The following is a 24,854-nucleotide window of genomic DNA, read 5'->3' on the forward strand; positions in this document are numbered from 1 at the left end:
GCCGACGACGAAAAGGAGCCCAACCATGATTGTCGACTTTCAGCACCACTACGTGCCGGCGGACCTGGCGAAAAAACGCGGCCTCTATTCCGAACAGGTGGTCTTCGCGAAGGACGGAGCGGTCCCGAGCCTCACCATGCACTCGAAGCTGTACGATCCCGAGGCCCAGCTCGCAGACATGGACGAGGCCGGTGTCGACGTGTCGGTCATCTCCTGCCTGCTCGGCTGGTCGGCGCCTCTGGAGGATTGCCGCTTCATCAACGAAAAGCTCGCCGAGCTGCAGGCGAAGTACCCGGGGCGTTTCGTCGGCCTGGCGCAGGCGCCGGTGCTCGAAGGGAAGGCGGCGCTGGACGAGCTGGACCGCGCGGTTCGCAAACTCGGTCTCAAGGGCGTCACCGTGACGTCCCAGATCCAGGGTCTGCCGCTGGATTCGCCGAACCTCGACGCTTTCTACGGCAAGGTGAGCGAGCTCGACGTCCCGATCTTCGTCCACCCCGCGATGGTCCCGAAAGGGTACGAGCTGATCAACGACTACGATCTGGCGCGCATCCTCGGGCGGGAGATGGATCTCGCCCTCGCCGCGACGCGGATCATCGCAGGCGGGGTTCTCGACCGCTTTCCGGGCCTCAAATTCGTGATCGGCCACTTCGGCGGAGGGATCTCCTCCGTCAAGGACCGGCTCGTCGCCAAGGCCTATCGGTTCGGGACGCTCAAGAAGCCGTTCGAGGAGTATTTCGACATGCTTTACTTCGATCTTGCGGGATTCGAGGGCGGGCTTGCGGCGCTTCGCTGCGCGCTCCTTGGAATCAAGCCCGAGCGGCTGGTTTTCGCCACCGACTATCCCCAGGACTTCACCGGCGTCAGCACCGCCACGGGCCGCGGCATGAAGGCGTTGCGGGAGTACATCCAGGCGATCAGGGCGCTCGATCTCAGCGAGGATCTCAAAGAGGGGATTCTCGGAAAGACGGCGTCCGGGCTGCTCAAGCTGTAATCGATTCCGGCCATGATCGTCGACATCGAGCTGGACAAGTGCACGAGTTGCGGGCTTTGCGATCCGATCTGCCCGGCGGACGTGATCCACATGGAGCGCAACGGAGACCGGGAGTTCCCGGCCATCAAGTATCCCGAGCACTGCGTGACGTGCTTCAACTGCGAGATCTTCTGTCCCACGCAGTGCATCGACGTCCATCCGATCGTCCGGCGCCGGCCGCTGCCATGGTGATGTTGCGATGCTGGAAAAGATCGGTCGATTGATCGACTCGGATGTTCTCGTCGTCGGAGGCGGCGCGGGAGGCCTCTGGGCGGCCTTGAGCGCCAAGCGCCATTTTCCCGAGGGACGAATCACGCTCGTCGACGCCCACATGGTAGGGCGGACCGGACACACCGCTTTCTCGAACGCCTGGATGGTGATGGTCTCGCCGGAGGACGATCTCGACGCGTGCGTCCGCGACATCGTCGAGGGGAACGAATGGATCGCGGAGCAGGAGCTGATCCGGGAGGTCCTTTCCCTGTCGTACGGGCAGGTGCTGGATCTCGAAAGGATGGGGCTTCGGTTCGCGCGGGAGGGCGGGCAGTTCGTGCGGCGACCGACGCGCGGCCTGCGCGTCACGAAAGTGCTCAAGCCCGTCGGCGGCGGCCTGGAATTCTGCTGGGTCCTGCGCAAGGCGCTGGAGAGCGAGGGGATCCGCATCGTCGAGAGGATCTTCGTTACCGATCTGCTCCAGGACGATCACGGCTGGATCGCGGGCGCCGCCGGAATCGACGGGCGGAGCGGGGAATTCTGCGTTCTGCGCGCGAAAGCGACGGTTCTCGCCACCAACAGCGTTACCTTTCGCGCCGGCTTCGTGCGGGACCTCACCGGAACCGGCCCGGTTCTCGCCTATCGCGCGGGGGCGGCGATCACGAACGCCGAGTTCGGTTATCTCCGCCCGGCCACGCCCAAGTTCTATTTCGAAGGCATCACCTTCGCGATCCAGGACGGCGCGAAGTTCGTCAACGCGGCGGGCGAGCCGTTCATGGAAAAATACGAGCCGGACTGGGCCGATCAGGCGGACGTGCAGCTCATCAGCAAAGCGATGGTGATGGAGAAGCGGGCGGGAAAGGCGCCGCTCTACCTCGACATGTCGCTCGTGCCCGAGGAGAAACGGGAAGACTACCTGCACAGCACGGTCGCCTGGATGGACTATTTCTACAAGAAGCTCGGGGAGAGAGCCCGGATCGACATGTTCGGGCGAACCGAATACTATCCCTTTTATCAAATGACCAAGATGGCGATCAAAACGGACTCGGGATGCCGCGCGAGCCTGCCGGGATTGTTCGCCGCGGGGCTGGCGCAGGCGAGCTGCGCGACCCACTTTGCGGGCTTTCACATCGGCGCGTGCAACGGGACCGGCTGGATCGCCGGCCGAAGCGCGGCGGCTCTGGCGAGGGAGGTGCAGGCGCCTGCGGTCAGCGAGGCCGGGGCGGCGTCGCTGAAGGACAAGATCCGGAGGGGCTTCGGCGAGGGCCATGACCGGGCGGAAGACGAGCTGTTGTTCGAGCTGCAAAAGCTGATCTTCCGTTACGATCTGTCGATCCTGAAAACCGAGGAGCGCTTGTCCGAAGCGGTCGGGGCTCTGGCGGGTATCGAGGAGAAGCTGGCCGCGACCAAAGCGGGCCACACGCACGGCTTCGTGCGGCTGCGCGAGACCGAGGCGATGGTGGAGGCGGCAAAGCTCATCTTCATCGCCTCGCGCGCCCGGCAGGAAAGCCGCCTCAGCCATATCCGGGAAGACTTCCCGAAACGCGACGACCGCAACTGGCTCCGCTGGGTGCTGTTGCGCCGGCGCGGCGGCGAAGCCGAGGTGTCGACCGAGCCGATCGCCACTCCCCTGGTACCGCCGCCGAGGGAGGCTTCCCCGTAGGACCTCTTTCGGCTAAGCTGCCGGCGACGGGACCCCGACCATGACCCATTGTCTCCCAGCGCCCGAAAGCGCGGCCGTCGAGCGGGCGACGCGGGCCGAGATCCGGCGGTGGCAGGAGGAAAGGCTCGTCGCGCTTTACCGGCGCGCCTGGGAGCACGTCCCTTTCTACCGCAAGCGCTGGCAGGAAGCGGGGCTCGATGCCGGCTCCGTTCGCACCATGGGCGATCTTGCGAGGCTCCCCGTCGTCGGCAAGAGCGATTTCGAGGCCGACTTGCGAGACCATCCGCCGTTCGGCAGTTACCAGGGGGACTTTCCTGCCGTCCGGGTCCAGGCAAGCTCCGGCAGCTCGGGAAATCCCAAGCCCTTTTTCCACACGCGTCGCGACTGGGAGGCGATCGCCAATCTCTGGTCGCGCCGTCTGTACGCGCAGGGAGTCCGGCCGGGCGACGTTCTCCAGGTGGCGTTCACCTATTCGTTGTTCATCGCGGGCTTCACCTGCACCGAGGGCGCCATGAAGCTCGGCGCCGTGGTTGTCCCGGCGGGCAGCGGCGCGGTCACGCCCAGCGAGCGGCAGGTAAGACTGCTCTCGGAATGGGGAGCCGCGGTGGTGGCCGGCACGCCGTCGTACGTCCTGCACCTCGCCGACGTTGCCGAACGGGCGGGAATGGACCTGCGACGCGATTTCAAGCTGCGCATCGCCGTCCACACGGCCGAGCCGATGAGCGAGGCGGCGCGGAGGTCGATCGAAGCGCGCTGGGGCGTGAGGGCCTACGACAACTTCGGCAGCGTGGAGACCGGAGCGCCGACGTTCGAATGCGAGGAGCGCGACGGCTACCACGTCAACGAGGACGCCTACCTCTTCGAGGTCCTCGACCGTGACACGCTGGCGCCGGTCGGTGCAGGGGAAGAAGGAGTGGTCGTGGTGACGAGCCTGTTCAAAGAGGCGGCTCCCGTGATTCGCTACAACCTCGAGGACGTGAGCTCCATGATCGACGCGCCGTGCCGGTGCGGGAGGAGCTTTCGCCGGCTGGCGAAGATCAAGGGACGCACGAGCGAGATGCTGAAGGTGCGCGGGGTGCCGTTCTATCCGTCGGCGGTGGAAGCGGTGCTGGAAGGGTTTCCGGAGCTCACGCGGGAGTATCGCCTGGTCCTCGACCGGGCGGGCGGACAGGACCGCGTGCTGGTGCAGGCGGAGCGGCGCTCGAACGCGGGCGGGGACGACTCGCTTCGCGAACGGCTCGAGCGGGCACTGAAGGTGGCGATCGGTCTTTCGATCGACGCGGAGCTGCTGGCGCCGGGTGCGCTCGGCCGCGCCCTCGAGGTGGAGGGCCGGGTCAAGGTGAAGCGCGTCTGGGATCGGAGAGGAAGCGAGGATGTTTAACGACACCCGAGACTTCATCGAAGCCCTGCGCGCGAGCGGAGATCTCCTCGAGATCGACAAAGAGGTCCACTGGGATCTCGAGCTCGGCGCCGTGAGCCGGCTCGCGTGCGAAAAGGACGGCCCGGCGCTCTGGTTCAAGCGGATCGCCGACTATCCGCCGGCGATGACCGCACTCGCCAATCCGATGGCGACGTGGCGCAGGGTCGCCGTGGCCTTCGGCCTGCGGCCGGATGCCACCCTCGAGGAAATCCACTCCGAGTACGAGAAGCGCGAGGGGAGCCCCATCCCGCCCCGCACGGTCAAAGACGGCCCATGCAAGGAGAACGTGAAGCTCGCGGACGACGCCGACGTTTACGATCTTCCCGCGCCGATGCTCCACGACGGCGACGGCGGCCGGTACCTGGGCACCTGGGATATCGTGGTCTCCTACGATCCCGAGACGAAATGGGTGAACTGGGGGATGTATCGCTTCATGGTTTACGATTCGCGCCACCTCAGCGGCTTCCCCAGGCCGACCAGCCACTTCGGCAAGGTGTTCCAGGACCATTACGTCGCGCGCAACAAGCCGATGCCGGTGGCGCTCGTGATCGGCGCGGATCCGATATCGCACTTCACTGCGTCCGCCACCTATCACATCGGAGGGGAAGAGGCGGCGCTCGCAGGCGGGCTGCGCGGCGCCCCTGTGGAGCTGGTGCGCTGCGAGACCAGCGATCTCCTGGTCCCGGCCAACGCGGAAATCGTTATCGAGTGCGAGGCGCTGCCGGATTACGTCGGGCTGGAAGGGCCCTACGGCGAGTATCCGGGCTATCGGACCGGCGAGATGGGAAACGGAGTTCTCTGTCGCGTGAACGCAATCACGCGCCGCGAAAATCCCGTCCTCACCGTGGACGCGACCGGTTACCGGGACGACAGCTCCACCATTACCGCGCTCACGGGAGCGGTGGCGATCAAGCGGAGGCTCGAACGTCACGGACTGCCGGTTCTCGCCGTCAACATCCCGCGCGAGGGGGCGGTCCACGCCGCGGTCATCGCCGTCCGGCACGGCGGCAAACAGGTGGCGCGGGAGATCCTCGAGATCCTCACCTCGCGCCGGGCGCTGATCTCGAAGATTTTTCTGGTAGAAGCCGACGTCGACGTCTACGACATCGGGCAGGTGCTGCACGCCTTTTCCACGAAATGCCATCCCGCCCACGGGATCCACGTCGTGCACTACGAGGGCCGGGCCAACACGCTGACGCCCTGTTACAGCCAGGGGGAGCGGGCGGCGCAGAAGGGAGCCACGGTGCTCTACGATTGCACGTGGCCGGGCGAGTGGTCGGCCGAGTGGGAGATTCCGGTCAAGGCGACCTTCGAGACCATCTTTCCCCGCTCGATCCGGGAAAAAGTGCTCGCAAGGTGGAAATCGTATGGCTTCAAAGAGTGAAGAGCGGGTATGGGAAACCTTCGTGCGCCGCCCCGGCGACCTGAAAGAAGGAGAGGCGACGCCGATGGTGCTGCGCGACCTCACGCCGGGAAGAACGAAGTATAGCATGCGCCACGTGGTCGCCGTCGTCGCGCGCGAAGGCGCAGGCGCGGGCTTCAAGGACCGGCTCCGGGTGCGCACCGTCGTCGGCGTCGAGCTGCCGGAAAGCTGGCGTATCGAGATCCTCCGCGAGCTGCCGATCGAGCTGCCCGGCCGGCCGTACCACGATTTCTACGAGGCGCTCAAGGCCGCGGCCGAAAAGTGACTGTTCAAGCCCTGCCGCGAAGCGGCGGTCGCTTCGCGGCGGCTCGAGAGTTCCAAGGTTCAAGGGTTTCAGCAAAAAAACTGCAAGCGGGCGGAACGAGCAATCCGGAGAGAAAGACATCGGCATGAGCAAAGTCTGCAGCCTCGAGGAAGCGATTCGCGACGGCGTTCGGGACGGCGCGACAGTTGTCATGGGATGCGGGCTCGAGTCCGTGATCCCTTTTGCCGCCGGTTACGAGATTATCCGGCAGAAGAAGCGCGATCTGACGCTGGTTGCCCCGATCTCCGACATCCAGTTCGACCAGCTCGTCGGCGCGGGCTGCGCGAAGAAAATCGTCGCCGCGTGGGTAGGGAACGTGGCCGCCGGATTGGGGCATAACTTCCGCCGCGCAGTAGAAGAGGGGATCCCTCGGGCGATCGAGATCGAGGAACATTCGAACTTCACGATCGGCCTCGGCCTCCAGGCGGCGGCGATGGGGCTGCCCTATCTGCCCACGCGCACGGCGCTCGGAAGCGACTTCAGCCTGCAGCCGCATTTTCAGCGGGTCACCTGCCCGTTCACCGGCGAAACGCTGCTCGCGGTGCGGGCGATCGCGCCGGACGTGGCGATCCTCCACGTCCAGCGCGCCGACAGCGACGGCAACGCTCACTTCTGGGGCAATCTCGGTGTGGTGCGCGAAGCGGCCCACGCGGCCAAGCGGGTGATCCTGACCTGCGAGGAGATCGTCGACCACGAGATGATTCTCGCCGACCCCAACCGCACGCTGGTTCCCGGGTTTCTCGTTTCTCACGTGGTGCTGGCGCCCCTGGGCTCGCATCCTTCGCCCACGCAGGGCTACGCGCGGCGCGACGACGAGTTTTACTTCGAATACCATCGCCGGACCCGCAGCCGCGAAGGATTCGAGGAATGGCTCGAAAAGTGGGTCTTCGGCGCGCGCGACCACCGGGGCTACCTGGAGCTTCTCGGCCGCGAACGGCGCGAGAAGCTCATCCCGGGAAAAGAGCTTTGCTCGCCCGCCGTCAGTTTCAGCGTCTAGGGGATTGCAGCATGGACTATACGCTCAAGGAGCTGATGGTGGCGGCCGCGGCGCGCGAGATCCGCGACGGCGAGCGGGTGTTCGTCGGCATGAGGCTTCCGCTCCTGGGCTTCGCCGTCGCCAAGGAGCTCCACGCGCCCAACGCGATCGGCCTTTTCGAGAACGGCGTCATTCGCGACTGGCCGGCGCTGGCGCCGATCTTCACCATGAGCGACCCGCCGAACGTAAGCCGCGCGCTTTGCTGCTGCGGCCTGCTGGACGTGATGGCGCTTCTGCAGAGCGGCCGCGTCGAGCTCGGCTTCATCGGCGGGGCGGAGATCGACCGCTACGGGAACCTGAACACGCACTGGGTCGAGGAAGGCGGCCGCCGCGTGCGGCTTCCCGGGAGCGGCGGAGCGGCGGACATCGCGAGCCTGGCCGGCCGCTGCGTCGTGATCATGAACCACGAGCGGCGGCGCTTTCCGGAAAAGGCGCGCTTCATCACGTCGCCCGGGCATGGCGAGGGAAAAGGCTGGCGCGAGATGAAAAAGCTCAAAGGCAGGGGCCCGGCGCGGGTGATCACGAGCCTCGGAATTTTTTCCTTCGATCCCGAAACCCGCGAGATGGTTCTCGACTCGTATCACCCGGGCGTTTCGGTCGAAAAGATCCGGCAGGAAACCGGCTGGGAGCTCAAGGTAGCCGCCGACGCCGGGGAAACCCGGCCGCCCTCGGCGGATGAGCTCGCCGCGGTGAGAAAATACGACCCTCAGGGCGTCTGGACCCGGTGATGCCGGGACTTGCAGCAGGGATCCCGTTCGGCGCCTTCAGCGTCAAGCACGTGCTTCTCGTCCAGGCGCATGGGGCTGCGGGAACCGGCGAACGAAACTAGCTCCGGGACTCCAATCGGCCTGTCAGCGCCGGGTAAAATCGCCGGAAACGTGACCGAGCGCCTCGGCAGGCTCCCTTGACGCGGGCGTCGGCTCTCCGGAAAAACCGGAGCGCCACAAACCGCCGTTTCGAGAAGACCACGTTTGTTGGAGCGAGGCCGGCGAAGCGAACCGCCAAAGGGAGAACACCTGACGAGTTGCCTGGGACCGTCGGCGTCTTGCGTCGAGCAGCGAAGGCCGCCCCGTAGGACCGCTCGTGCCTGCGCGCATACCTGTCTCCGGCAGAGCGGTCAAGTTGTTGCCCGGAAACGTTAACAAGAGAACCGCCACCTAGTTCTCCCCCGCAATCAGCAGCAGCAGCCTGATCCTCCTTCGGCCTGGTCGGCCGAGGGCAAGCAGGAAAACTTTGGCTTGATTAGCCACTTCCATGTTTCGAGAATTCTCGAAACGTGGAAGAGCAGCGGGGTTGTTTTTTCCGAGCGCGGGCTGGAGAGCGAGGCGGGGGTTTACACGCCACGTTTCGAGACCGCGGGTGGTTCTCGAAATCGAAACTCTGCGCAAGAAATGAACGAAGGTCGGCGATTCTTTTTCGGCGCTGCCGGGTGGAGGTCCCGGGTTTGAAAAAGCGGTCAAGAACGAGCCAGAGGATGGAGGTTCGCTGGAAGAAATCGAAATGAGCCTTGGCCCAGCTTTTCGCGGTCCTGGCCGGAAATCAGGCCGGGCTTGCGCCGGTGTCTTTCTGAATCAGGCGAATGAGGTGGCGGAGAAGGGAGGGAGTCGAACCCTCCGGGAACCTTACGGCTCCCAGACTGGTTTTGAAGACCAGCGGCGCCACCGGGCACCTTCCTTCTCCGCATCGAGCCGGAACCGTGACGCGTTGTGCCGCGGGATGCGGCGGGGAAGACCAGGGCGCTCAGCGTCCACGAACGCCGAACGCGCATGCCCTCCAGAAACGCGGTCGCAGTTTACGGCACCCGCGTCGTAGAGTTAAATCGTTAGCACGGCCACGAACCGGGGTAAAGAAGGCGCAAGGGGCGGCGAGCCGCGCACTATCTTTCGCTCGTGGAGCTCTCCGGCCGGATCACGCCGACTCCGTCCCTGATCGTCAACTCGGTGCCGTGGAGGCGGCAAAGGCGGCGCAGGCGATCGAGAATTCGGGCGCCGACCTCCGCAGAGGCCATAACCGGCCTTCCTCGTTGAGGGCGCGGCCTCCCATGGCCCTGATCGATCGGGTAGAGCCTGACCTCGCGAAGTTTTTTCCCCGCGAAATCGCACACGGCCACGACGTTTTCCCAATAGGCGGGCTCGCTCGGGTGGCCTTTCCTGTCTCCGTCGGTGCGCACGTCCAGGAAGTCGGCCGGCGTCGCCTTGCTGTCGAGGTCGAAACGTTCGTAGGCTTCGGCCGGGAAGAAAGGGACCGTCTCGTTCTGAAAGATAAAGTTCCCCAGGCTGTAGAAAATCGGCTTGCCTTTGTAGATCTCGATGCCGAGAGGGAAATGAGAGCCGTGGCCGACGAAAACGTCGGCTCCGGCATCGAGAGCCTCGCGGGCGAAGGTCTTGACGAAGTCCGCCGGCTCTTCGAGCTCGCTCCGCCGCCTCGCCTTGAGGAGGCTTTCGCCGCCGAACTCGTGGCAATGCAGGCTCGCAAGGACCCAGTCGGCCTGGCGCCGCGCCTCGCGGATCGATCGAAGGTTCTCCTCGAGGTCCCTCGGATTCAGCCGGGTCGACACGGAAAAGCGGTCCGAAAGAACAAATCGCTGGCGGAGAAAATCGATGTCGTTTTCCTTTTCCTGCGGAATCTCCTTGGAGCTGTAGAAGTGCCTTCGGTTTCTCTCCTTCCCCGCATCTAGCCCCAGGGCCGACGAGATGCGGCGCAGCTCGCGGAAAGCCGAGGGGTCGACCGAATAAACGGTTTCAAAGCCGAGCGGGTTGATCCCGGGGCGGCCTTTGACGTCGGGGCGTTGTTCGCCGGCGCGATTCCATGGCCTGAACGTTGCGGTGGCGGCGACCAGCCCGAGCCGCCCGCGCGGCGTGTCGAGGTAACCGGGCGCCCTGGCTTCCGCGAGATTCTTCCCGCTTCCCGCGTGCGCCAGTCCCGCCCGGTCCAGATGGTCGATGGTCGCCAGGACTCCGCCTTCGCCGTAATCGAAAGCATGGTTGTTGGCGCAGGAGACGATCTTGATCCCCGCCCAGGACAGCTCCTCGAGCAGGCAAGGGTCCGTGGTCATGAAAGTTCCCTGCGTTATCCCCGGAGCGCCTTCGTCCCACCTGCGGACGGTCGTCTCGAGATTGGTGAAGGCCGCGTCGGCGGCGCGCAAAAGGTTCGCGAGAGCGAGATAGCTTTGCTCGCGAAACACGGACAGGCGCCGGGTGAGCATGCTGTCACCGGTCAGCGCAATGGTGAAATCGCCGCTCTCCGAATCGTAAATCATTTTTTCCTCCCCTGGACGCCGCTCGGCACCGCAGGGCGCGCCTTTGGCGCGCCGCCCTCACTTCAGCCCCATCAGTCGCCGGTACGTCTGAAAGTAGTCGTTGTACTTCTTCGCCATCTCCATCGGCAGGGGGATCACTTTCGCCCCCGGCACCCGCTTGAGGATCGGCGACTGGACATCCTTTCGCGCGACGTAGTAGTTGGCCGCCGCGATCACCTCCTGCCCGGGCCGGGAGAGCACGAAGTCGACGAACAGCCTGGCCGCGTTGGGGTGCGGCGCGTTCTTCAGAATACCCAGGCCGAAGGTGAGCCCGATCAGCGGCTCGGCCGCCACCCACTCGATCGGCGCGCCTTCCTTCTTCAACCGTTCGACGCCGTTTGCGAAGGCGACGACGCCGACGGGCCGTTCGCCCGCGGCGACGAGAGTGGCGATCAGGGAGTGACCGGTGCGGAACTGGAGATTCTGCGCCGCCAGCTTGCGCATGAGCTCGGTGCCTTTGGCCTCGCCATAGTGGTGGAAAACGCCGGCCATCCACTTGCTTTCGTTCTCGTCCATCAGCAGCTGGCCTTTCCATCTGGGCTGAGTCAGGTCCCAAAAGCTCCTGGGCGCCTCCGCGGCGGGAACCATGCGGGTGTTGTAGGCGATGACGTTCAGCGTGCTGCTGTCCGCCGTCCACAACCCCTGCTCGTCCTTGTGGTCCGCAGGAAAGAACGCCCGCTCCGGAGAATCGTAGGCTTCCAGCAAGCCTTTCTGCAGCACGCCGTAAAAATCGAAGCCCGACTGGTGGATGACGTCGGCCCTGACCTTTCCGCTGCGCGCCTCGGCGACGATGCGGGTGGCCATCCGCTCGGAGCCGATGCGCGTCACGGTGACCTTGATGAAGGGATATTTCCTCTCGAAGGCGCCGGCGAGCGCCTGGGAGTTTTGCACCTCCATCGACGCGTAGAAGACGACCTCGCCCTCCTTCTTCGCGGCCTCCAGGACATCGGCTCCCCGCACCTCGGGCGAGGAGATCGCGAGAGCGAAACAGCAAAGGGCCTGAAGCAGGAAGGCAGCGATTCTGTTTCGAGCTTTCATGGGAGCTTCTCCTTTCGGTTGCCCAAATCCCGGTTTCTTGGCTGCAAGCGCGTTCGTCGTCCGGGCTCGCCCGCGGAACCGGAGGTCAGAACCGGTGAGGATCATGCCATCGGGACGTCCCTCCTCCTGAGCGACAAAACGTCGACGGCGACACAGGTCCGCCGGTCGTCGGTGACGAGCAACGGATTGATCTCCACGGTGTCCAGATCGGCAGACAAAGCGATGAGCCTCGACATCCCGACAATGGCGTCGGCGACGGCTCGAAGCGTTGCGGGTTCCGCGAGGCCCAGGCGCTGCAAGGCGCGCTCGACGCCGCTTTCGCGGATCATCGCTTCCGCCTCGGAGGCGTCGATCGGGGCGAGGCGCGTGCAAACGCGCGCAATGTCTTCGACGAAGACACCGCCGAAGCCGAAAAGGACGAGCGGGCCGAACTCCCGGTCCCGCCGCCCGCCGACATAAAGCTCGGCTTTTCCCCGGACCATCTCCTGGACCAGCACGAGGGCCGGCGCCGGCGCGAGCTTCGACGTCGCGTCGCGGATGAGATCGAAGCTTTCCGCAACCTCCTGCGGGCCGTCGATGCCGAGCCGCACCGCGCCGGTTCGACTCTTGTGCGCCAGCCCCGGAAGCGACGCTTTCAACGCGACGGGGTAGCCGATCCGCTCGGCGGCGCGCAGGGCGGCCTCCCTGCCGTCGCAGATCTCGTATCGGGCGACCGCGATTCCAGCGCGCTCCAGCAGGGCGAAGGACTCCAGGTCGGAGAGAAACAGCTGCGTGCTGGCGGCGGAGACGGACGTTTGCGCCGGTTCCCGCGCGGCGCATCGAGTGCCCGCACGGGACTCCAGCGCGCGGTGATAGGCGATCAGGTGACTGATCGCGCGGAAGGAGGCGCGGATACCCTGGAGAAAAGACGCCCCGGACCTGGCGCCGAGCTCGCCGGCCGCGGGCGAAAGCGGATAGCAGGAACGCGAGAAGAAAACGATCGGTTTGCCCAAACGGGAGACCTGCGCCGCAATCTTCTGAAGACCCAGGGTTCGCGGCGAGGTTTCCGCTCCTTGCGGCAGCTCGCCCTGGAAAGCGATCAGCCCGACGGCAGGATCTGAACCCAGCAGCTCGACGCAGCGAAGCTGCTGCTCCGGGTCCGAAGCTCCGCTGGCTCCGAGGTCGACGGGATTGCCGATCCCCGAGCCCACCCCCAGGAGCTTTTCCAGCTCTTTTCGCGCCGCCGGGCCCGGCTCGGGAAAATCCAGGTCGAGCTCTTCGCCGAGGTCGTAAAGGTAGCTTCGCGCCCCGCCCGACAGGGCTATCGCCGCGACTCCGGGGGCTTTCGGCAGCGGACAGCGCAGGAACAGCTCGGCCGCATCCACGCACTCTTCGAGGTCGTGGACCTCGAGCAGCCCGTGCTTGCGGCAAAACGCGACAAAAGCATCGTGCGATCCCGCCAGGGCGCCCGTGTGCGTGAGTATCGCATCGCGCCCCCTTCGGGATTTTCCGATCTTGAGCACCAGGATCGGCTTTTTGCGCTCCAGCGCCTTTCTACAGGCGGCGGCGAAGGCGTCGGGCCGGCGAATCGCTTCCAAAACGAGCACGATCACGCGGGTATGTTCGTCTTCGACCAGAAAGTCGAGGTAGTCCGCGGCGTCCGTGTTGGCTTCGCTACCGGAGGCGATAGAGTAGCTCAGCCCGAGACCGCGCATCGCCGCGTGGCGTGCAACGCCGCCCATGAGGCCGCTGCTTTGCGAGACCAGGGCGAGACCGCCCGGGGAATAGTCCTCCACCGCCTGTTCCGCGTAGGTGAGCACGCGCTCGCGCGTCGAAATATTGCCGAGACAATTCGGGCCGCAAAGGCGCACGCCATGGCGCTCGGCGACCTCGAGCAGAGCTTGCTCCAGCTCGATGCCGCTGCGCTCTCCGGTTTCGGAGAATCCGCCGCTGAAGATGACGGCCGATCGGCAGCCCCGGGAACCGCCCTCTTCAATGATTGCGGGGACGTGGCGAGAGGGCACGATGACGACGAGCTGATCGACGACGCCCGGAACCTCCCGAACCGACGGGTGGCACGGTTCGCCGTAAAGCGCGCGATGGCGGGGGTTGACGAGATGGATTTCTCCGGGAAAGCCGTACCGGCGCAGATTGCGGTAGATGCGCTCGGACCAGGAGCCCGGCCGACCGGACGCGCCGACGATCGTGATCGATCGCGGCCGAAGCAACGGCTCGACGTCGCGATAGACGATCCCGGCCTCCGGGCTCTCCATCGGGCGGTCTCCTAGGCTTGCACGCGCGGATAGGTCTTGACGCTGTGCGCGACGCCCATGCGCACCATCATCTCGGCGGTATGGATGCTGGCGGCGAGCGCGTCGAGCACGGGGACGCCGATCTCCGCCGCCATCTCCGCGGCGGAGTAGTGCACCGGAACCATCGTCACTCCCATGGCGACGATGATCTCGGCGCCGTCGCGCTCCACGAGATCGCGGCCTGCGGCAACGAACCGCTTGCGGATCTCGTCGCGCAGTTTCGTGCTTTCCGCGAGCGGCACGTTGATCGCCCGGATCGCGACCACGTACTGATCGACCCCCCACGTCTTCATGTGCTTGCGCATGAAGGGAATGCTTTTTTCCTCGTACGAGATCACCCCCAGCCGGTCGCTGAGCTGCGCGCCGAGATGGAGCACCGACTGGCCCGCGCCGACCACCGGGATCGCCACGAGGTTTCGCGAAAGCTCCACGCCGACATCGAGCGTGCCGAACGGGACGACCGCGTCGTATCCATCGGCTTCGGCCTTCCGGGCCGCCTCGGCCACCAGCGGCGCCGTCGCGAGGGCGTTTGCCTCGGAGTTGGAGCGGCGAAAGAAGGTCGCGTCGACGACGCTAAAGCCGATCTCCGTGCCCGGCGAGGCGCATCTGAGCACGGCCTGGCGCCGCCGCTCGGCCTCCTCGGGCGGATACTGCCCCATGACAACCATGATCTTCATCGTTCGTTCCCCCTTTTGGTTCCGCCGGGCTCGGGCTCATCCGTCGCCCCCGGCAAGCCGCACCGGTCGCGGGCGCGTGCGGCCTTCAGCCGTTTTCGTCCGCGGCCGAACGGAGATTTTCGAGCAACCCGCTCAGGTTCGAGAGCTTTTCTACATGGAGCACCGCGTCGGCGGCCTTTTCAGCCCGCTCCTTCCCGAGGACCGCTTCCGCCAGTCCGAAAAACTTCTTCAGCAGGTCGGCCTCGCTCATCGGATTGTCGGTATGGCCGGGAGGGCAGGGCACCGCTTCGGCGAACCGCCGGCCGTTGCGCAGGGAAACCTCCACGCGCGTTCCCATCCTGTCCGGCAGCTCGGGCGCGAGCTCCAGCGAGACCCTGTCGAAGAGGGCCAGCGCGCGTGGGTCCGTGAAGCCCTTTTCGTCGAAATGATCCACGCGCACCTCGCCGTCCAGAAGCGCCCGCGCAACGCAATAGGGCACGCTGTGGTCCGCGGTCTCGCGTGTTGCGAGTCCCGCCGGCAGAAAGCTCTTCTGCTGCTCGTAGGCGAACTTGCCGAGGTAGACCGCGATCCGCTCGATCTCGGCCGGGTCGATCTTCTCCCGGCTTCGAATCGCCAGCGCGGCGGCGATCGGCGCCTGCGCGACGAAGACGCAGGGCCAGGCTTTGACGCAGCTCTTGAGGATCGCATAATCCTGAGGTTTCCGCCGCAGCACCTCTGCGTCGAGGGCACCGGTTACGACCGCGCCGTATCCCGAGCCGCCTTCCAGGATCGTCAAGGGTCCCGTGAACCCGGCGCGCGCCAGGATCGCCGCAAAGGTCCCGTTTCGCGCCGCCATCGCTTCCGCCGCCGCCTTCCACATGGAGAGCCTGCCCTTTCGCACCTCCGCGAGCGTGCTCGCATGGGCGCCGGCAATCGCCAGCGCGTGCGCGATCCCGGGCGGCGGGAGGCCGAAAAGCTTCGCCGCGACGGCGGCCGACGAGTAGTGAACTCCGGTGGAATGGTCCCAGCCCTTTTGCGTGCCCCGCTCCGTCGCCTCGCGCAGGCGGAGCTGAAGCTCGTAGCCGAGAGTCAATCCGAGGAGCAGCTCCTTGCCGCCGAGACCCCGCGCCTCGGCGGCCGCGAGCGCCGGCGCAACGTTGATGCTCGGGTGGCTGCCGGCCGCAGTGTAGTCGTTGAGGTCGAGATAGCGCAGCGCCAGGCCGTCGATGAAAGCCGCCTGCTCGCTCGACGTCTTCCATGAGCTTCCGACGGGCGTCGCCTGAGGATTCCCGCCCTGCTCCCGGGCCACCCGCCGCGCCAGCCGCACCGGTTTTGCATCGAGCGCGCCGAGCGCGCAGCCGAGCGTGTCGAGCAGGACGTGCCTGGCCTTGGTCGCGACCGCAGGCGGCAGATCCTCGTACTCGAGATCCGCCACCCAGTCGGCGATGTGTTCAACGAGGGTCGTCACGACCGCCTCCCTCCGCGCATCGCTCGAACCGATTTTCCGACTCCTTCCGGGAACCCACGTCCGTGCATCTTCGAGCTTCGGCGGGCAGCATTTTCTTCACAGCCTCCTTCCGCAGTCCTGACACGAACCCTAGTGGGCTATCTTGACGTCGAAGATCTCGCGGAACAGCTTGATGTAGTGCTTGTATTTGGGGCCGAAGGCTTCCGGGGTCATTACCGAGGGATTCTCGACCGCCAGCTCCGGATACTTGGGTCTGGCGTTCGCGAGAATCGATACTCTCGCGTACTTCTGCAACGCTGCCTGCCCTTTTTCGGACAGGGCCCAGTCGTAAAAGAGGGCGGCTGAAAAAGGATTGGGGGCTGCTTTCGCCAACATCATCGGATACGGTTTGATGATGTGCGGTTTCAGCAGCACAAAGCCGAGAGGCGCCCCCGCCGCCTTCATGCCGTAACCGGTCTCGCCGTAAACCTTTGGAGCGATCTCCACCTCGCCGGCAGCCAAAAGCTGGAGTTGAAGGCGGTGGCCGCGGCGAAAATGAATCTCCTGTTTTGCCAGCTTCCGGCCGTACTCGACGGCTCTTGATTCTCCCCAGGCTTCGGCAAGCATCCCGAACCAGTCGGTCGCCGCCACATCCAGGATGAGCTTTCCTTTCCACTTCGGATTCAACAGATCCTCGTAGCCCCTGGGGACCTGCTGCGCGCTCACCAGATTCGTGTTGTAACCCAGCGCCATGGTGCTGTAGGTCAGGGACGTCCAGTATCCCTTGGGGTCGTAGTAGCCTTTTTTCACCTCCGCGGCGTAGGGAGAGAGATAGCGATCGACGATGCCGGCGTTCAGCAACTCGTACGCCTCGTCGGGCGATATCTCGATGAGATCGGCCTTCAGCGCCTTGGCTCGGAGCTCCGTGAAGATCCTCACCATGATCGCATCGCGCCCCGCCCTCAGGTAGTTGACCTTTATAAATGGATACTGTTTCTGGAACTCCGACACCAATGGCTGCCCCTCGCTGACGGCGAGAACGAAATACAGATTGAGCTGCCCCTCTTTCTTCGCTCCTTCGACCAGCGCCTTTTCTCTTTCGCGTCCCGCCAGAGACAGCACGGGACGGAGGCGTTCGCCGGCCGTACCTTCCTGAGCGAGCGTGGCTCCGGCGCCTGCGAGGACTCCGGCGCCGGACATCAGCAGGAGGAAAAAAAACCTGTGGAAAAGCTTCACCGCCCCCTCCTTTCTTGGATGCCGGATAGCGCATGCATGTTGCGACTCGATCCCTTGCACGGACCTACCGCCCCCTGGAGACGCTGCCGACGAATCCCGACCTTTCGAGATCGGCCACCAGGCTCGCATCCAGGACCGACTCCGGCCGGACGGTCTGGAGCTTGGGGTTGAGCGAGGCGAGAACCTCGTGAAGGATCTTGATCCCGTCCACGTTGGGGTAAGGCACGCGGTCGTAGGATTCCACGACCGCGGCATACGCTTCCTCCGCGGCGGCGGCGCTGTCGAGGCGCAGGTTCGCCGCGATGATCTTGAGGACAGCCGGTTTGTTCGCGGGATCGAGCACGAAGGCGATCGCCTCGATGAGCCCCTTGAGATAGGCCTCCACGACCGGGCGCCTGGTCGCGATGGTTCGGCGGGTCGTCGCGAGCGCCGTCTGCGACAGGATCAGGCCGGAGCCCTTCAGGTTGAGAAGCATCGTGTAGCCCTTGGCCGCGTACATGTCCCCGACCGAGCCGTTCAGAGGCGAAGCGTCCACCTGCCTGGTTTCGAGCGCCGCCCGGCGATTGATCTCGGTTCCAGGGATGGTGATGAACGAGATTCTCGCGCGGTTGGGGTCGATGCCGAGCTTGCGAAGGGACAGCAGGGCCACCACGTGCGATACGGATCCGGGGCCGCTGATCGCCACACGCTTGCCGTGCAGGTCCTCCGGTTTGCGGACCTCGGGCCGGCCGACGAACCTGTAGTTGAGGCGCTGAACCAGGTTGGCGATTCCCACCACGTCGGCCGCACCGGAAGCGGCGTTGAGGAGGTGGCCGGGACCGATGATCGCCACGTCGATTTCCCGGGCGAGCAGGGCGGCCACCGTGACCGCCGAGCGCGGCATCAGGATGAACCGGCTCTCCAGGCCGTATTTGCGGAAAAGGTCCCTGTCCTTCGCCACCCACAGCGCAGCGACGCTCTCGCTGGTGATGCTCGACGCGTAGTAGCTCTGGGTCAGGCCCGACTCCGCCGCTCCCGGCTCGCCGCGCCCCAGGAAAAAAACGCCGGAGACGGAGAACGCCAGAGCCAGCGACCCGATCCTCCCTCGCGTGCGTTTCATCGCTTTGCCTCCTTCTTCGCTTCTTTCGTGAGAGCAGGCACGATCTCGTGAAGATCGCCGACGACACCGTAGTGAGCCACCTGGAAGATGGGCGCGTTCGCGTCCTTGTTGATGGCGATGATCCGCCCCGACTCGATCATCCCCGAAAGATGCTGGCTCGCTCCCGAGATGCCGCAAGCGATGTAGACCTTCGGAGCCACGCTTTTCCCGGAGGCGCCCACCTGCCGGTCACGCGGGAGCCAGCCGACGTCGACGACAGGCCGGGAGCAGGCCATGACTCCTCCCAGAGCCTCCGCGAGCTCTTCGATGATGGGGATTTTTTCCCTGCCACCCAGTCCCCGGCCCACGGAAACGATCACCTCGGCGCGGGAAATGTCCACCTCGGCCGCCGGCTCCTCCACGATTTCCAGCGTCCTGCCGCCGCGGGGAACGCCGTCGAGGGCGATCTCGACTCGCTCGATCTCCGCGACGCGCGCGCGGGGCGGCACCGGGGGCGTCGGCGCTTTCTGGAGCGCCACCACGAAGAGCTCGCCTTCCTCCAGGGCGATCTCGGCGTGGAAGGTGCCGTCGAACAGCGGGCGGGTGACCGTCACGAAGCCGCCTCGCGGCTGCAGATCGATGCAGTTCGTCATCGCCGTCGATCCGAGCCGGGCCGCCACGGCGGGAGCCAGCTCCATGCCGGCCAGAGAGTAGCCGATCAGGATCAGGCATGGGCGCGTTCGCGCGGCGACCTCGCAGACCACGTGGGCGTGGAGCTCGGCTCCCGCATCTTTCAACGCCGGATCGTCGACCACGAGGATTCCGTCCGCGCCTTTGTCACTGAGCCCTTCGGCGACCGGGCCCGTCCCGCACCCCGCGACGAGAAGCGAAAGGCGCGCGCCGAGCCCGTCGGCGAGCGATCGCCCTTTGGCGAGCATCTGATAAGTGATCGTTTCCGCCCGGCCGCCGCGGTGTTCCGCGACGACGAGGATATCGCGCCCCGCGCTCACAAAGCCTCCTTGATCCTGGCCAGCAGCGCCGCCGCGACCGTTTCCGGGGTTCCGTCGAGCAGCTCGACCCGAGAGGTGCGCCGGGGCTGGAAAACCTCCACGAAGCGGTAGCCACGCGGCACGAGCTCGTCCGGCTCCACGCCGAGGTCGGCGAGGGAGAGCGAGCGGACCGGCTGCTGTCGCGCCCGCATCATCCTCGCGGGCGGAACGTAGGTGAGCGGCTGAATGCCGGTCTGCACGCAGAGAAGCGCCGGGAGGGGAAGCTCCGCGCGCGCGTAGCGGCCTCCGCCCAGCTCCTTGCGGACCCGGACGGCGCCGGCAGTAACCTCGACGTCCACGACGGCGTACGCGAACGGGATGCCGAGCCGATGGGCGATGGCGATACCGACCTGTCCGGCAAGTGTGTCGCGCGACTGGGCTCCGGTAAGAATCAGGTCATAGTCGAGCTTCCCGAGCGCGGCGGCCAGAACCCGGGCGGTACCCCGCGGGTCGTGAGCGACGGCGTCGACGCGCACGGCCCGGTCGGCGCCCTTGGCGAGCGCCACGTACTGGACATCGAGAGCCGTGATCGGCCCCATCGTGAGGGCGGTGACCTCGCCGCCGTGCGCTCGCTTGAGGGCGAGCGCTTCCTCGAGCGCGGATTCATCGCACTCGTTCATCGCCAGGAACTGCCCCTCGTAACGCAGTGCTTTTCCGCCGGGCTCGATCGCGACCCCGGTGACCACTCCGGGCACCGCCTTGCAACAGACGACGATCTTCACTTTCCGACTCCTGGACGGTCAGTCGCCCGCCGCGTTTCTCCCGGCGATGCGCCCGGTCACGGCTCCCCGCATGAGACCGCCGCCGCTCGGGTAATTGTAGTAGAAGAAGCCGGCGGTCAGCTCGCCGGCCGCGTAGAGACCCGGGATGGGCCGGTCGAGGCGGTTCAGCACCTGGCAGCGCGTGTCGATCTTCAAGCCGCCGAAGGTGAACGTAAGGCCACACGTGGCGGCATAGGCCACGAACGGCGGTGTGTCGATCTTTTGCGCCCAGTTGCTCTTGGGCGGATAGATGCCGCGAGTTCCCTTCCCGTCGCGGATCACCTCGTCGAACGGTCGGTCCTCCATGACGGCCCGGTTGAATTCCTCGACGGTCTGGACGAGCGTGTTCGGATCGATCTCGAGCTTCTCGGCGAGCTCCGGGATGGAGTCGGCGATGACCGGCGTGGCGCCGTCGTAGAGCTGGCGCGCCAGAGGCTCCTTGACCTTCTCGTCGAAGATCTGGTACGCGATCCCGCCCGGCTGCTTGAGGATTTCCGCGCCCGTCTTGGCGTAGGTGAAGGCGTGGAAGTCCTCTCCCTCGTCGACGAAGCGCCGCCCTTCGCTGTTGACCATGATGCCGAGGGTCCAGCCGTAGCGATGCGTCCGATAGCGACGGTTGACCGGATCGAGAAAGCCCCCCTCGTAGTCGCCGGCGTCGGCGTCGATCGGCGTCGCGTGGCTCCCGCTCCAGTGGCCGAAAGGCTGGGCGCCGATGGCGAGCGCCATCTGGATGCCGTCGCCGGTGTCGTATCGCGTTCCTCGCAGCTTCGCCAGATCCCAGCCGCTTCCCAGGTACTGGGCGCGCAGGGCGGGATTCGCCTGAAAACCGCCGCACGCGAGGACCACCCCCTTGCAGCGGAACTCTACGAGACCTTCGGGAGTTTGAGCCACCACGCCGCGGACCGCGTTCTTGTCGTCCGTCACGAGGCGGACCGCCGCGTGCTCGTAGCGGACCTCGATCCCCTTGCTCTGGAGGATCCGGTACCACATATCCACCAGCCCGGCGCCTCCGTCCTTGGAATGAATGAAGCTGCTCCCGTGGTGCCACCGCTTTCGCCCTCCCTCCGGCTTGGCGGCGCTGTACAGGATCTCCCACTGGATGCCGGTTTCCCGCATCCACTTGACCGTGGGATACGACTCGTTCACCAGGAGCGCGGCGAGCTCCGGCACCGCCCGGCCGCGCGTGACGCGCATGATGTCGGAATAAAAATCATCTTTCGTGTAGGGAGGAAGGTCGATGGTCGCCCATTCGCTCTCCGGCACGTGCGGCAGCAGGGGTTTTACGTCGGGAATCCCGTTGTGGTAATGGCGGAACTGGGCGCCGTGGCTGAACCAGGTGTTGCCCCCCCGTTTTTTTTCTGGAGCTTTTTCCAGCACGATCACCCTGGCTCCCGCTTCGTGAGCGGACGCGGCCGCCGCCTGCGCGGCGTTCCCCAGTCCGACGACAATCACATCGCAATCGAACGCGGCCATGACTCTTCTCCTCCCTCGTTTTGTTGCCGACCGTCAAGCCTGGTTTGCCGCCTCCAGGAGCTCGGCGATGTCGGCGACCTTGACGTCGCGAGCGTTCCCGGCGGCCTTGATCCCGTCTTCGAGCATCGTCATACAGAAAGGGCAGGCCACGCCGACGATACCGGCCCCGGTCTGAAGGGCCTGACCGGCCCGCTCGTTGTTGATCCGTGCGCCGGTTTCGTCGGCCCACATCAAGCCTCCCCCTGCGCCGCAGCAGAAACTCCTCTCGCGCCGCTGCTCCATCTCGGCGATTCCCGAAGCGGACATCGTCTCGATCACCGCGCGGGGCTCGTCGTAGATGTCGTTGTAGCGGCCGAGATAACACGGGTCGTGGTAGGTGACTTTCGCATCGCTCTTCTGCGGGGCGCGCAGCCTTCCCTCTCGGAGGAGCTCCGCCAGCATCTCGCTGTGGTGGCGGACCTCGAAGGAGCCGCCGAGCCGCGGATAGTCGTTTTTCAGCGCGTTGAAGCAATGCGGGCAGGCGGTAACGATCCGCTTGACGCCGTGGGACTTGAGGATCTCGATGTTCCGCTGGGCCAGGGTCCGGAACAGGTATTCGTTGCCGATGCGCCGGGCGGGATCGCCCGAGCAAGACTCCCGCTCCCCGAGAACCGCAAAATCGACGCCGGCCCTGCGGAGCAGGCGGGCGAGGGCGCGTGCAGTCTTTTGCTGCCGCACGTTCATCGCCGCGGAGCAGCCGACCCAGTAGAGGGTTTCGGCCCGATCGCCCTCCGAGAGGACTCGCAGATCCAGCCCCTCGCACCATTCCAGGCGGGATGCGGAAAGCCCCGCGTACGGGTGGCCGCGCGACTCCAGGCTGCGCAGCGCCTGCTCCATCGGTCCCGGCAACCGCCCTTCTTCCATGACCAGATAGCGCCGCATGTCGATGATCTTGGGTACGTGCTCGACGAACACCGGACACTGCTCCATGCACGCCATACAGGTCGTGCAGGACCACAGCGTCTCCTCCCGGACGGCGCCTCCGACCAGAGGGGTCGGGTTTCCTTCTTCGGGCGGCCGGGAGTCCGGCGCATGCAGGTGGCGCCGCAGGTCCAGGACAATAGCCTTGGGCGAGAGCGGCTTGCCGGTGGCATAGGCCGGGCAGGCGTCCTGGCAGCGGCCGCATTCGGTGCAGGCGTCGAGATCGAGGAGGTCCTTCCAGGTGAACTGATCCAGCCGGCTTACGCCGTAGCTCGGCGCCTCCATGTCGATCGTCTTGAGGCGGGCGCCTTTGGGCTCCAGCGACCGCAGATAGATGTTGGCCGCGGCAGCGAAGACGTGAAACAGCTTCGAGTAGGGAAGCCACGCGATGAACGCGAGCACCGCCACGAGATGGAACCACCAGAGGAAGCCGTGCAGCGGGCGAAGCGCCCCGGCCGGCAGCAGAGCCGCGAGCAATCTGCCCGTGGCCAGACCGACCGGAGACCAGTCTCCCCAGGGGTCACCCGTCACGACGATGCGCAAGCCTTCGACCGCAAAGCCGGTCAGCAGGATCAGCACGATCCCGCTCAGGATGACGGCGTCCTGCCACGTGCTGCCGAGACTTGCGGGCCGCGCCACGTAACGGCGGCAGACGGCCATCAGGCACCCGGCGATCGCCAGCGCTCCGAACAAATCGAGGGTGAGCGACTGGAAGTAGAGATAAAAACGGCCCTGCATGATGCGCCAGCCCAGATCTTCGTGGACCATGACGACCACGGTGCCGATGAACAGGACGAAAAACCCGAAGAAGAGAAGCGCGTGGAAGACGCCGGCATAGCGGCGGCGCAAGAGCGCCGCGTGACCGAAGCCGTAGAGAAGCAATCCTTGCAGCCGCTCGCCGGCGGCATCGAAGCGCGCCTCGGGTCTGCCCCGTCGCCAGAGGCGGAAGCGGCGGCGAATGCCCCACGCGCAGATGAGCAACGCTGCAATCAGCAGAACGTACATCGGCCAGGCCCTGCCGACGTTCCAGTACACTTCGCGCGTCGGGATCATGGCGAGCAAGCCGCGGGCGGGGATGCCCGGGCGCAGGATAATCTACTGCGGGCGGGGAAGGCTGTCTAATGGTATTTTTTCATGGCTGTTATAGCGCTTGCGTTATAACCGGCCGGCTCCCATCTGTTGTTTTCCGGTCGGCGCCGGCCTATATTCGGGCCGCGGAAACCTCCCGCCGCGGGGGAAGGACGGAGAACGGTGGTAGACCTGGACCATCTCCTGGTTTTCACGACCGTAGCGAGACACCGGAACATCAGCCGGGCGGCGGAGGAGCTCCATATCAGCCAGCCTGCCGTTACCAAGCAGCTCAAGCGCCTGGAAGAGAGCTACCGGGCGAATTTCTACAAGAAGGGGGGCCGGGGCGTGGAGTTGACGCCCGCCGGACGGGTCTTTCTCAACTATGCGAGGGCCGCCTTGCGGCAGCACGAGAGGCTCAAAGAACGGCTTCTGGCCGCGGGACCTCAAAGCAGGCCCGAGTCGCTCACGGTCGGCGCCAGTCAGAGCCCTTCGCTGGCGCTTTTGCTTTCAAGGCTCACGGCCTTCAAGAAACGTCGGCCTCACGTCCAGGTGAGCCTCAGGACCAACAATCGCACCATCATCGAGAAGCAGGTGGAAAACGCGGAAGTGGACGTGGCGGTCGTCAACAAGCCTCCCTCCTCCAGGTCGCTGGCGGCGGAGCCCTACCTCGAAGAACCGTTCGTCGCCTTCGTTTCGAGCAGGCATCCGCTGGCGAGGAAAAGACGGCCGAGCCTGAAGGATTTTGCCCGTGTGCCCCTCGTCGTGCGGGAGGGAAAAGGAGGAAAAGAGACGAGCGAACAGATCCTGGCGGGCCTCAGAAGGGCCGGCTTGAACTGTGAGATCGGCATCCGGTGCGAGTCGCCCGAAGCGGTGAAGATGGCGGTGAAAAGGAGGCTCGGGCTGGGTATCCTGTACAAGAGCACGGTGGAGCCGGATATCAGGGAAGGGGTGTTCAGGAGAGTTCACCTGCCGGGACTGAACCTGATCGGCAAGAGCTTCATCGTCTACCACAGGCAGAGACCGCTGTCGCCGCATGCCCGCGAATTCCTCGCTCTGCTACGCAAGGACCACGAAGAGTTGCCGCAGTCCAAAGTCGCCGGGGCGGCGTCCGGGCTGAAAGCGGCCGAGCGCGGTGACGGGCCGCCGCCCGTCGCGGCTCAACCGTACGGGATCGCCGATCACGAAGTCGCGCGTGCCGCGCTGCGGGCGCTGTCGCGACGATGGTGAGGGGTTGAACCGTTACACCCGGCCGCTCAGCTCGCGGATGCCCGGTCGAGCGGCGCAGCGCGCGCAGCAGTAGAAAACACCGTCCGCCTCGACGGTAGCCGATCACTTTGCAGCCGCAGCGGCTGCACTCCGGAGCGAGCGCGTGGCGATGGCTTGCTTCCGGAGGCGCCGGCGGATTGGCGG

At 65.6% G+C, this 24,854-nt stretch carries 20 protein-coding genes and 1 tRNA gene; 9 read left to right on the forward strand and 12 right to left on the reverse strand.

Annotated features, from left to right (window positions below):
• Positions 1–25 precede the first annotated feature (25 nt).
• From VNN77_11425 to VNN77_11460, 8 genes are all read left to right on the forward strand, one after another.
• Complete coding sequence (locus tag VNN77_11425) at positions 26–991, forward strand: amidohydrolase family protein (protein ID HXG52002.1); 966 nt, start codon at positions 26–28, stop codon at positions 989–991.
• 12 nt (positions 992–1,003) lie between these two features.
• Positions 1,004–1,222: a 4Fe-4S dicluster domain-containing protein gene (locus VNN77_11430; protein ID HXG52003.1), complete on the forward strand. Its 219-nt coding sequence runs from the start codon at positions 1,004–1,006 to the stop codon at positions 1,220–1,222.
• Positions 1,223–1,229: 7 nt separating this feature from the next.
• Positions 1,230–2,903 (forward strand): FAD-binding protein, encoded by a 1,674-nt coding sequence (locus VNN77_11435; protein HXG52004.1) that lies wholly within the window; start codon positions 1,230–1,232, stop codon positions 2,901–2,903.
• Between the two features lie 40 nt (positions 2,904–2,943).
• Entirely contained in the window at positions 2,944–4,284 is a 1,341-nt protein-coding gene (locus tag VNN77_11440) for an AMP-binding protein (protein HXG52005.1), read from the forward strand.
• Positions 4,277–5,707 (forward strand): UbiD family decarboxylase, encoded by a 1,431-nt coding sequence (locus VNN77_11445; protein HXG52006.1) that lies wholly within the window; start codon positions 4,277–4,279, stop codon positions 5,705–5,707. Before VNN77_11440 ends, VNN77_11445 begins: the two co-directional genes overlap by 8 nt.
• Positions 5,691–6,011 carry a hypothetical protein gene (locus VNN77_11450; GenBank protein ID HXG52007.1) on the forward strand — a complete coding sequence of 107 codons (321 nt, stop codon included), beginning with the start codon at positions 5,691–5,693 and terminating at the stop codon, positions 6,009–6,011. The genes VNN77_11445 and VNN77_11450 overlap by 17 nt, the downstream gene beginning before the upstream one ends.
• Before the next feature lie 124 nt (positions 6,012–6,135).
• A complete protein-coding gene (locus VNN77_11455) occupies positions 6,136–7,047 on the forward strand; it encodes a CoA-transferase (GenBank protein ID HXG52008.1) in 912 nt (303 codons plus the stop codon).
• Between the two features lie 11 nt (positions 7,048–7,058).
• The gene (locus VNN77_11460; protein ID HXG52009.1) at positions 7,059–7,814 is read left to right on the forward strand and encodes a CoA-transferase; all 756 of its coding nucleotides are present in this window, start codon (positions 7,059–7,061) and stop codon (positions 7,812–7,814) included.
• Positions 7,815–8,671: 857 nt separating this feature from the next.
• Here the strand turns inward: VNN77_11460 and VNN77_11465 are convergent.
• The 12 genes from VNN77_11465 to VNN77_11520 form a co-directional block, all read right to left on the reverse strand.
• Positions 8,672–8,766, reverse strand: a tRNA-Sec gene (locus VNN77_11465).
• A 196-nt stretch (positions 8,767–8,962) separates the two neighbouring features.
• The gene (locus VNN77_11470) at positions 8,963–10,345 is read right to left on the reverse strand and encodes a CapA family protein (GenBank protein HXG52010.1); all 1,383 of its coding nucleotides are present in this window, start codon (positions 10,343–10,345) and stop codon (positions 8,963–8,965) included.
• 57 nt (positions 10,346–10,402) lie between these two features.
• On the reverse strand, positions 10,403–11,422 hold the full coding sequence (locus VNN77_11475; GenBank protein HXG52011.1) for an extracellular solute-binding protein: 1,020 nt from the start codon (positions 11,420–11,422) through the stop codon (positions 10,403–10,405).
• Between the two features lie 101 nt (positions 11,423–11,523).
• The gene (locus VNN77_11480; GenBank protein ID HXG52012.1) at positions 11,524–13,674 is read right to left on the reverse strand and encodes an acetate--CoA ligase family protein; all 2,151 of its coding nucleotides are present in this window, start codon (positions 13,672–13,674) and stop codon (positions 11,524–11,526) included.
• Between the two features lie 11 nt (positions 13,675–13,685).
• Positions 13,686–14,390, reverse strand: a complete 705-nt coding sequence (locus tag VNN77_11485) for an aspartate/glutamate racemase family protein (GenBank protein HXG52013.1) — start codon at positions 14,388–14,390, stop codon at positions 13,686–13,688.
• Positions 14,391–14,475: 85 nt separating this feature from the next.
• Positions 14,476–15,837, reverse strand: a complete 1,362-nt coding sequence (locus VNN77_11490) for an MmgE/PrpD family protein (GenBank protein ID HXG52014.1) — start codon at positions 15,835–15,837, stop codon at positions 14,476–14,478.
• A gap of 129 nt (positions 15,838–15,966) precedes the next feature.
• Positions 15,967–17,052, reverse strand: a complete 1,086-nt coding sequence (locus VNN77_11495; GenBank protein ID HXG52015.1) for an extracellular solute-binding protein — start codon at positions 17,050–17,052, stop codon at positions 15,967–15,969.
• Between the two features lie 64 nt (positions 17,053–17,116).
• The gene (locus tag VNN77_11500) at positions 17,117–18,151 is read right to left on the reverse strand and encodes an ABC transporter substrate-binding protein (protein ID HXG52016.1); all 1,035 of its coding nucleotides are present in this window, start codon (positions 18,149–18,151) and stop codon (positions 17,117–17,119) included.
• On the reverse strand, positions 18,148–19,140 hold the full coding sequence (locus VNN77_11505; protein ID HXG52017.1) for an electron transfer flavoprotein subunit alpha/FixB family protein: 993 nt from the start codon (positions 19,138–19,140) through the stop codon (positions 18,148–18,150). Before VNN77_11505 ends, VNN77_11500 begins: the two co-directional genes overlap by 4 nt.
• Positions 19,137–19,901 (reverse strand): electron transfer flavoprotein subunit beta/FixA family protein, encoded by a 765-nt coding sequence (locus tag VNN77_11510; GenBank protein ID HXG52018.1) that lies wholly within the window; start codon positions 19,899–19,901, stop codon positions 19,137–19,139. Before VNN77_11510 ends, VNN77_11505 begins: the two co-directional genes overlap by 4 nt.
• 18 nt (positions 19,902–19,919) lie before the next feature.
• Entirely contained in the window at positions 19,920–21,413 is a 1,494-nt protein-coding gene (gene tcuA, locus VNN77_11515; protein ID HXG52019.1) for an FAD-dependent tricarballylate dehydrogenase TcuA, read from the reverse strand.
• Between the two features lie 33 nt (positions 21,414–21,446).
• Positions 21,447–23,426: a heterodisulfide reductase-related iron-sulfur binding cluster gene (locus VNN77_11520; protein HXG52020.1), complete on the reverse strand. Its 1,980-nt coding sequence runs from the start codon at positions 23,424–23,426 to the stop codon at positions 21,447–21,449.
• 198 nt (positions 23,427–23,624) lie between these two features.
• Here VNN77_11520 and VNN77_11525 point away from each other — a divergent pair, with 198 nt between their 5' ends.
• Entirely contained in the window at positions 23,625–24,671 is a 1,047-nt protein-coding gene (locus VNN77_11525) for a LysR family transcriptional regulator (GenBank protein HXG52021.1), read from the forward strand.
• Positions 24,672–24,854 lie beyond the last annotated feature (183 nt).

It is taken from the genome of Candidatus Zixiibacteriota bacterium, from assembly GCA_035574315.1.
GTDB lineage: Bacteria > Desulfobacterota > Binatia > UBA9968 > UBA9968 > DATLYW01.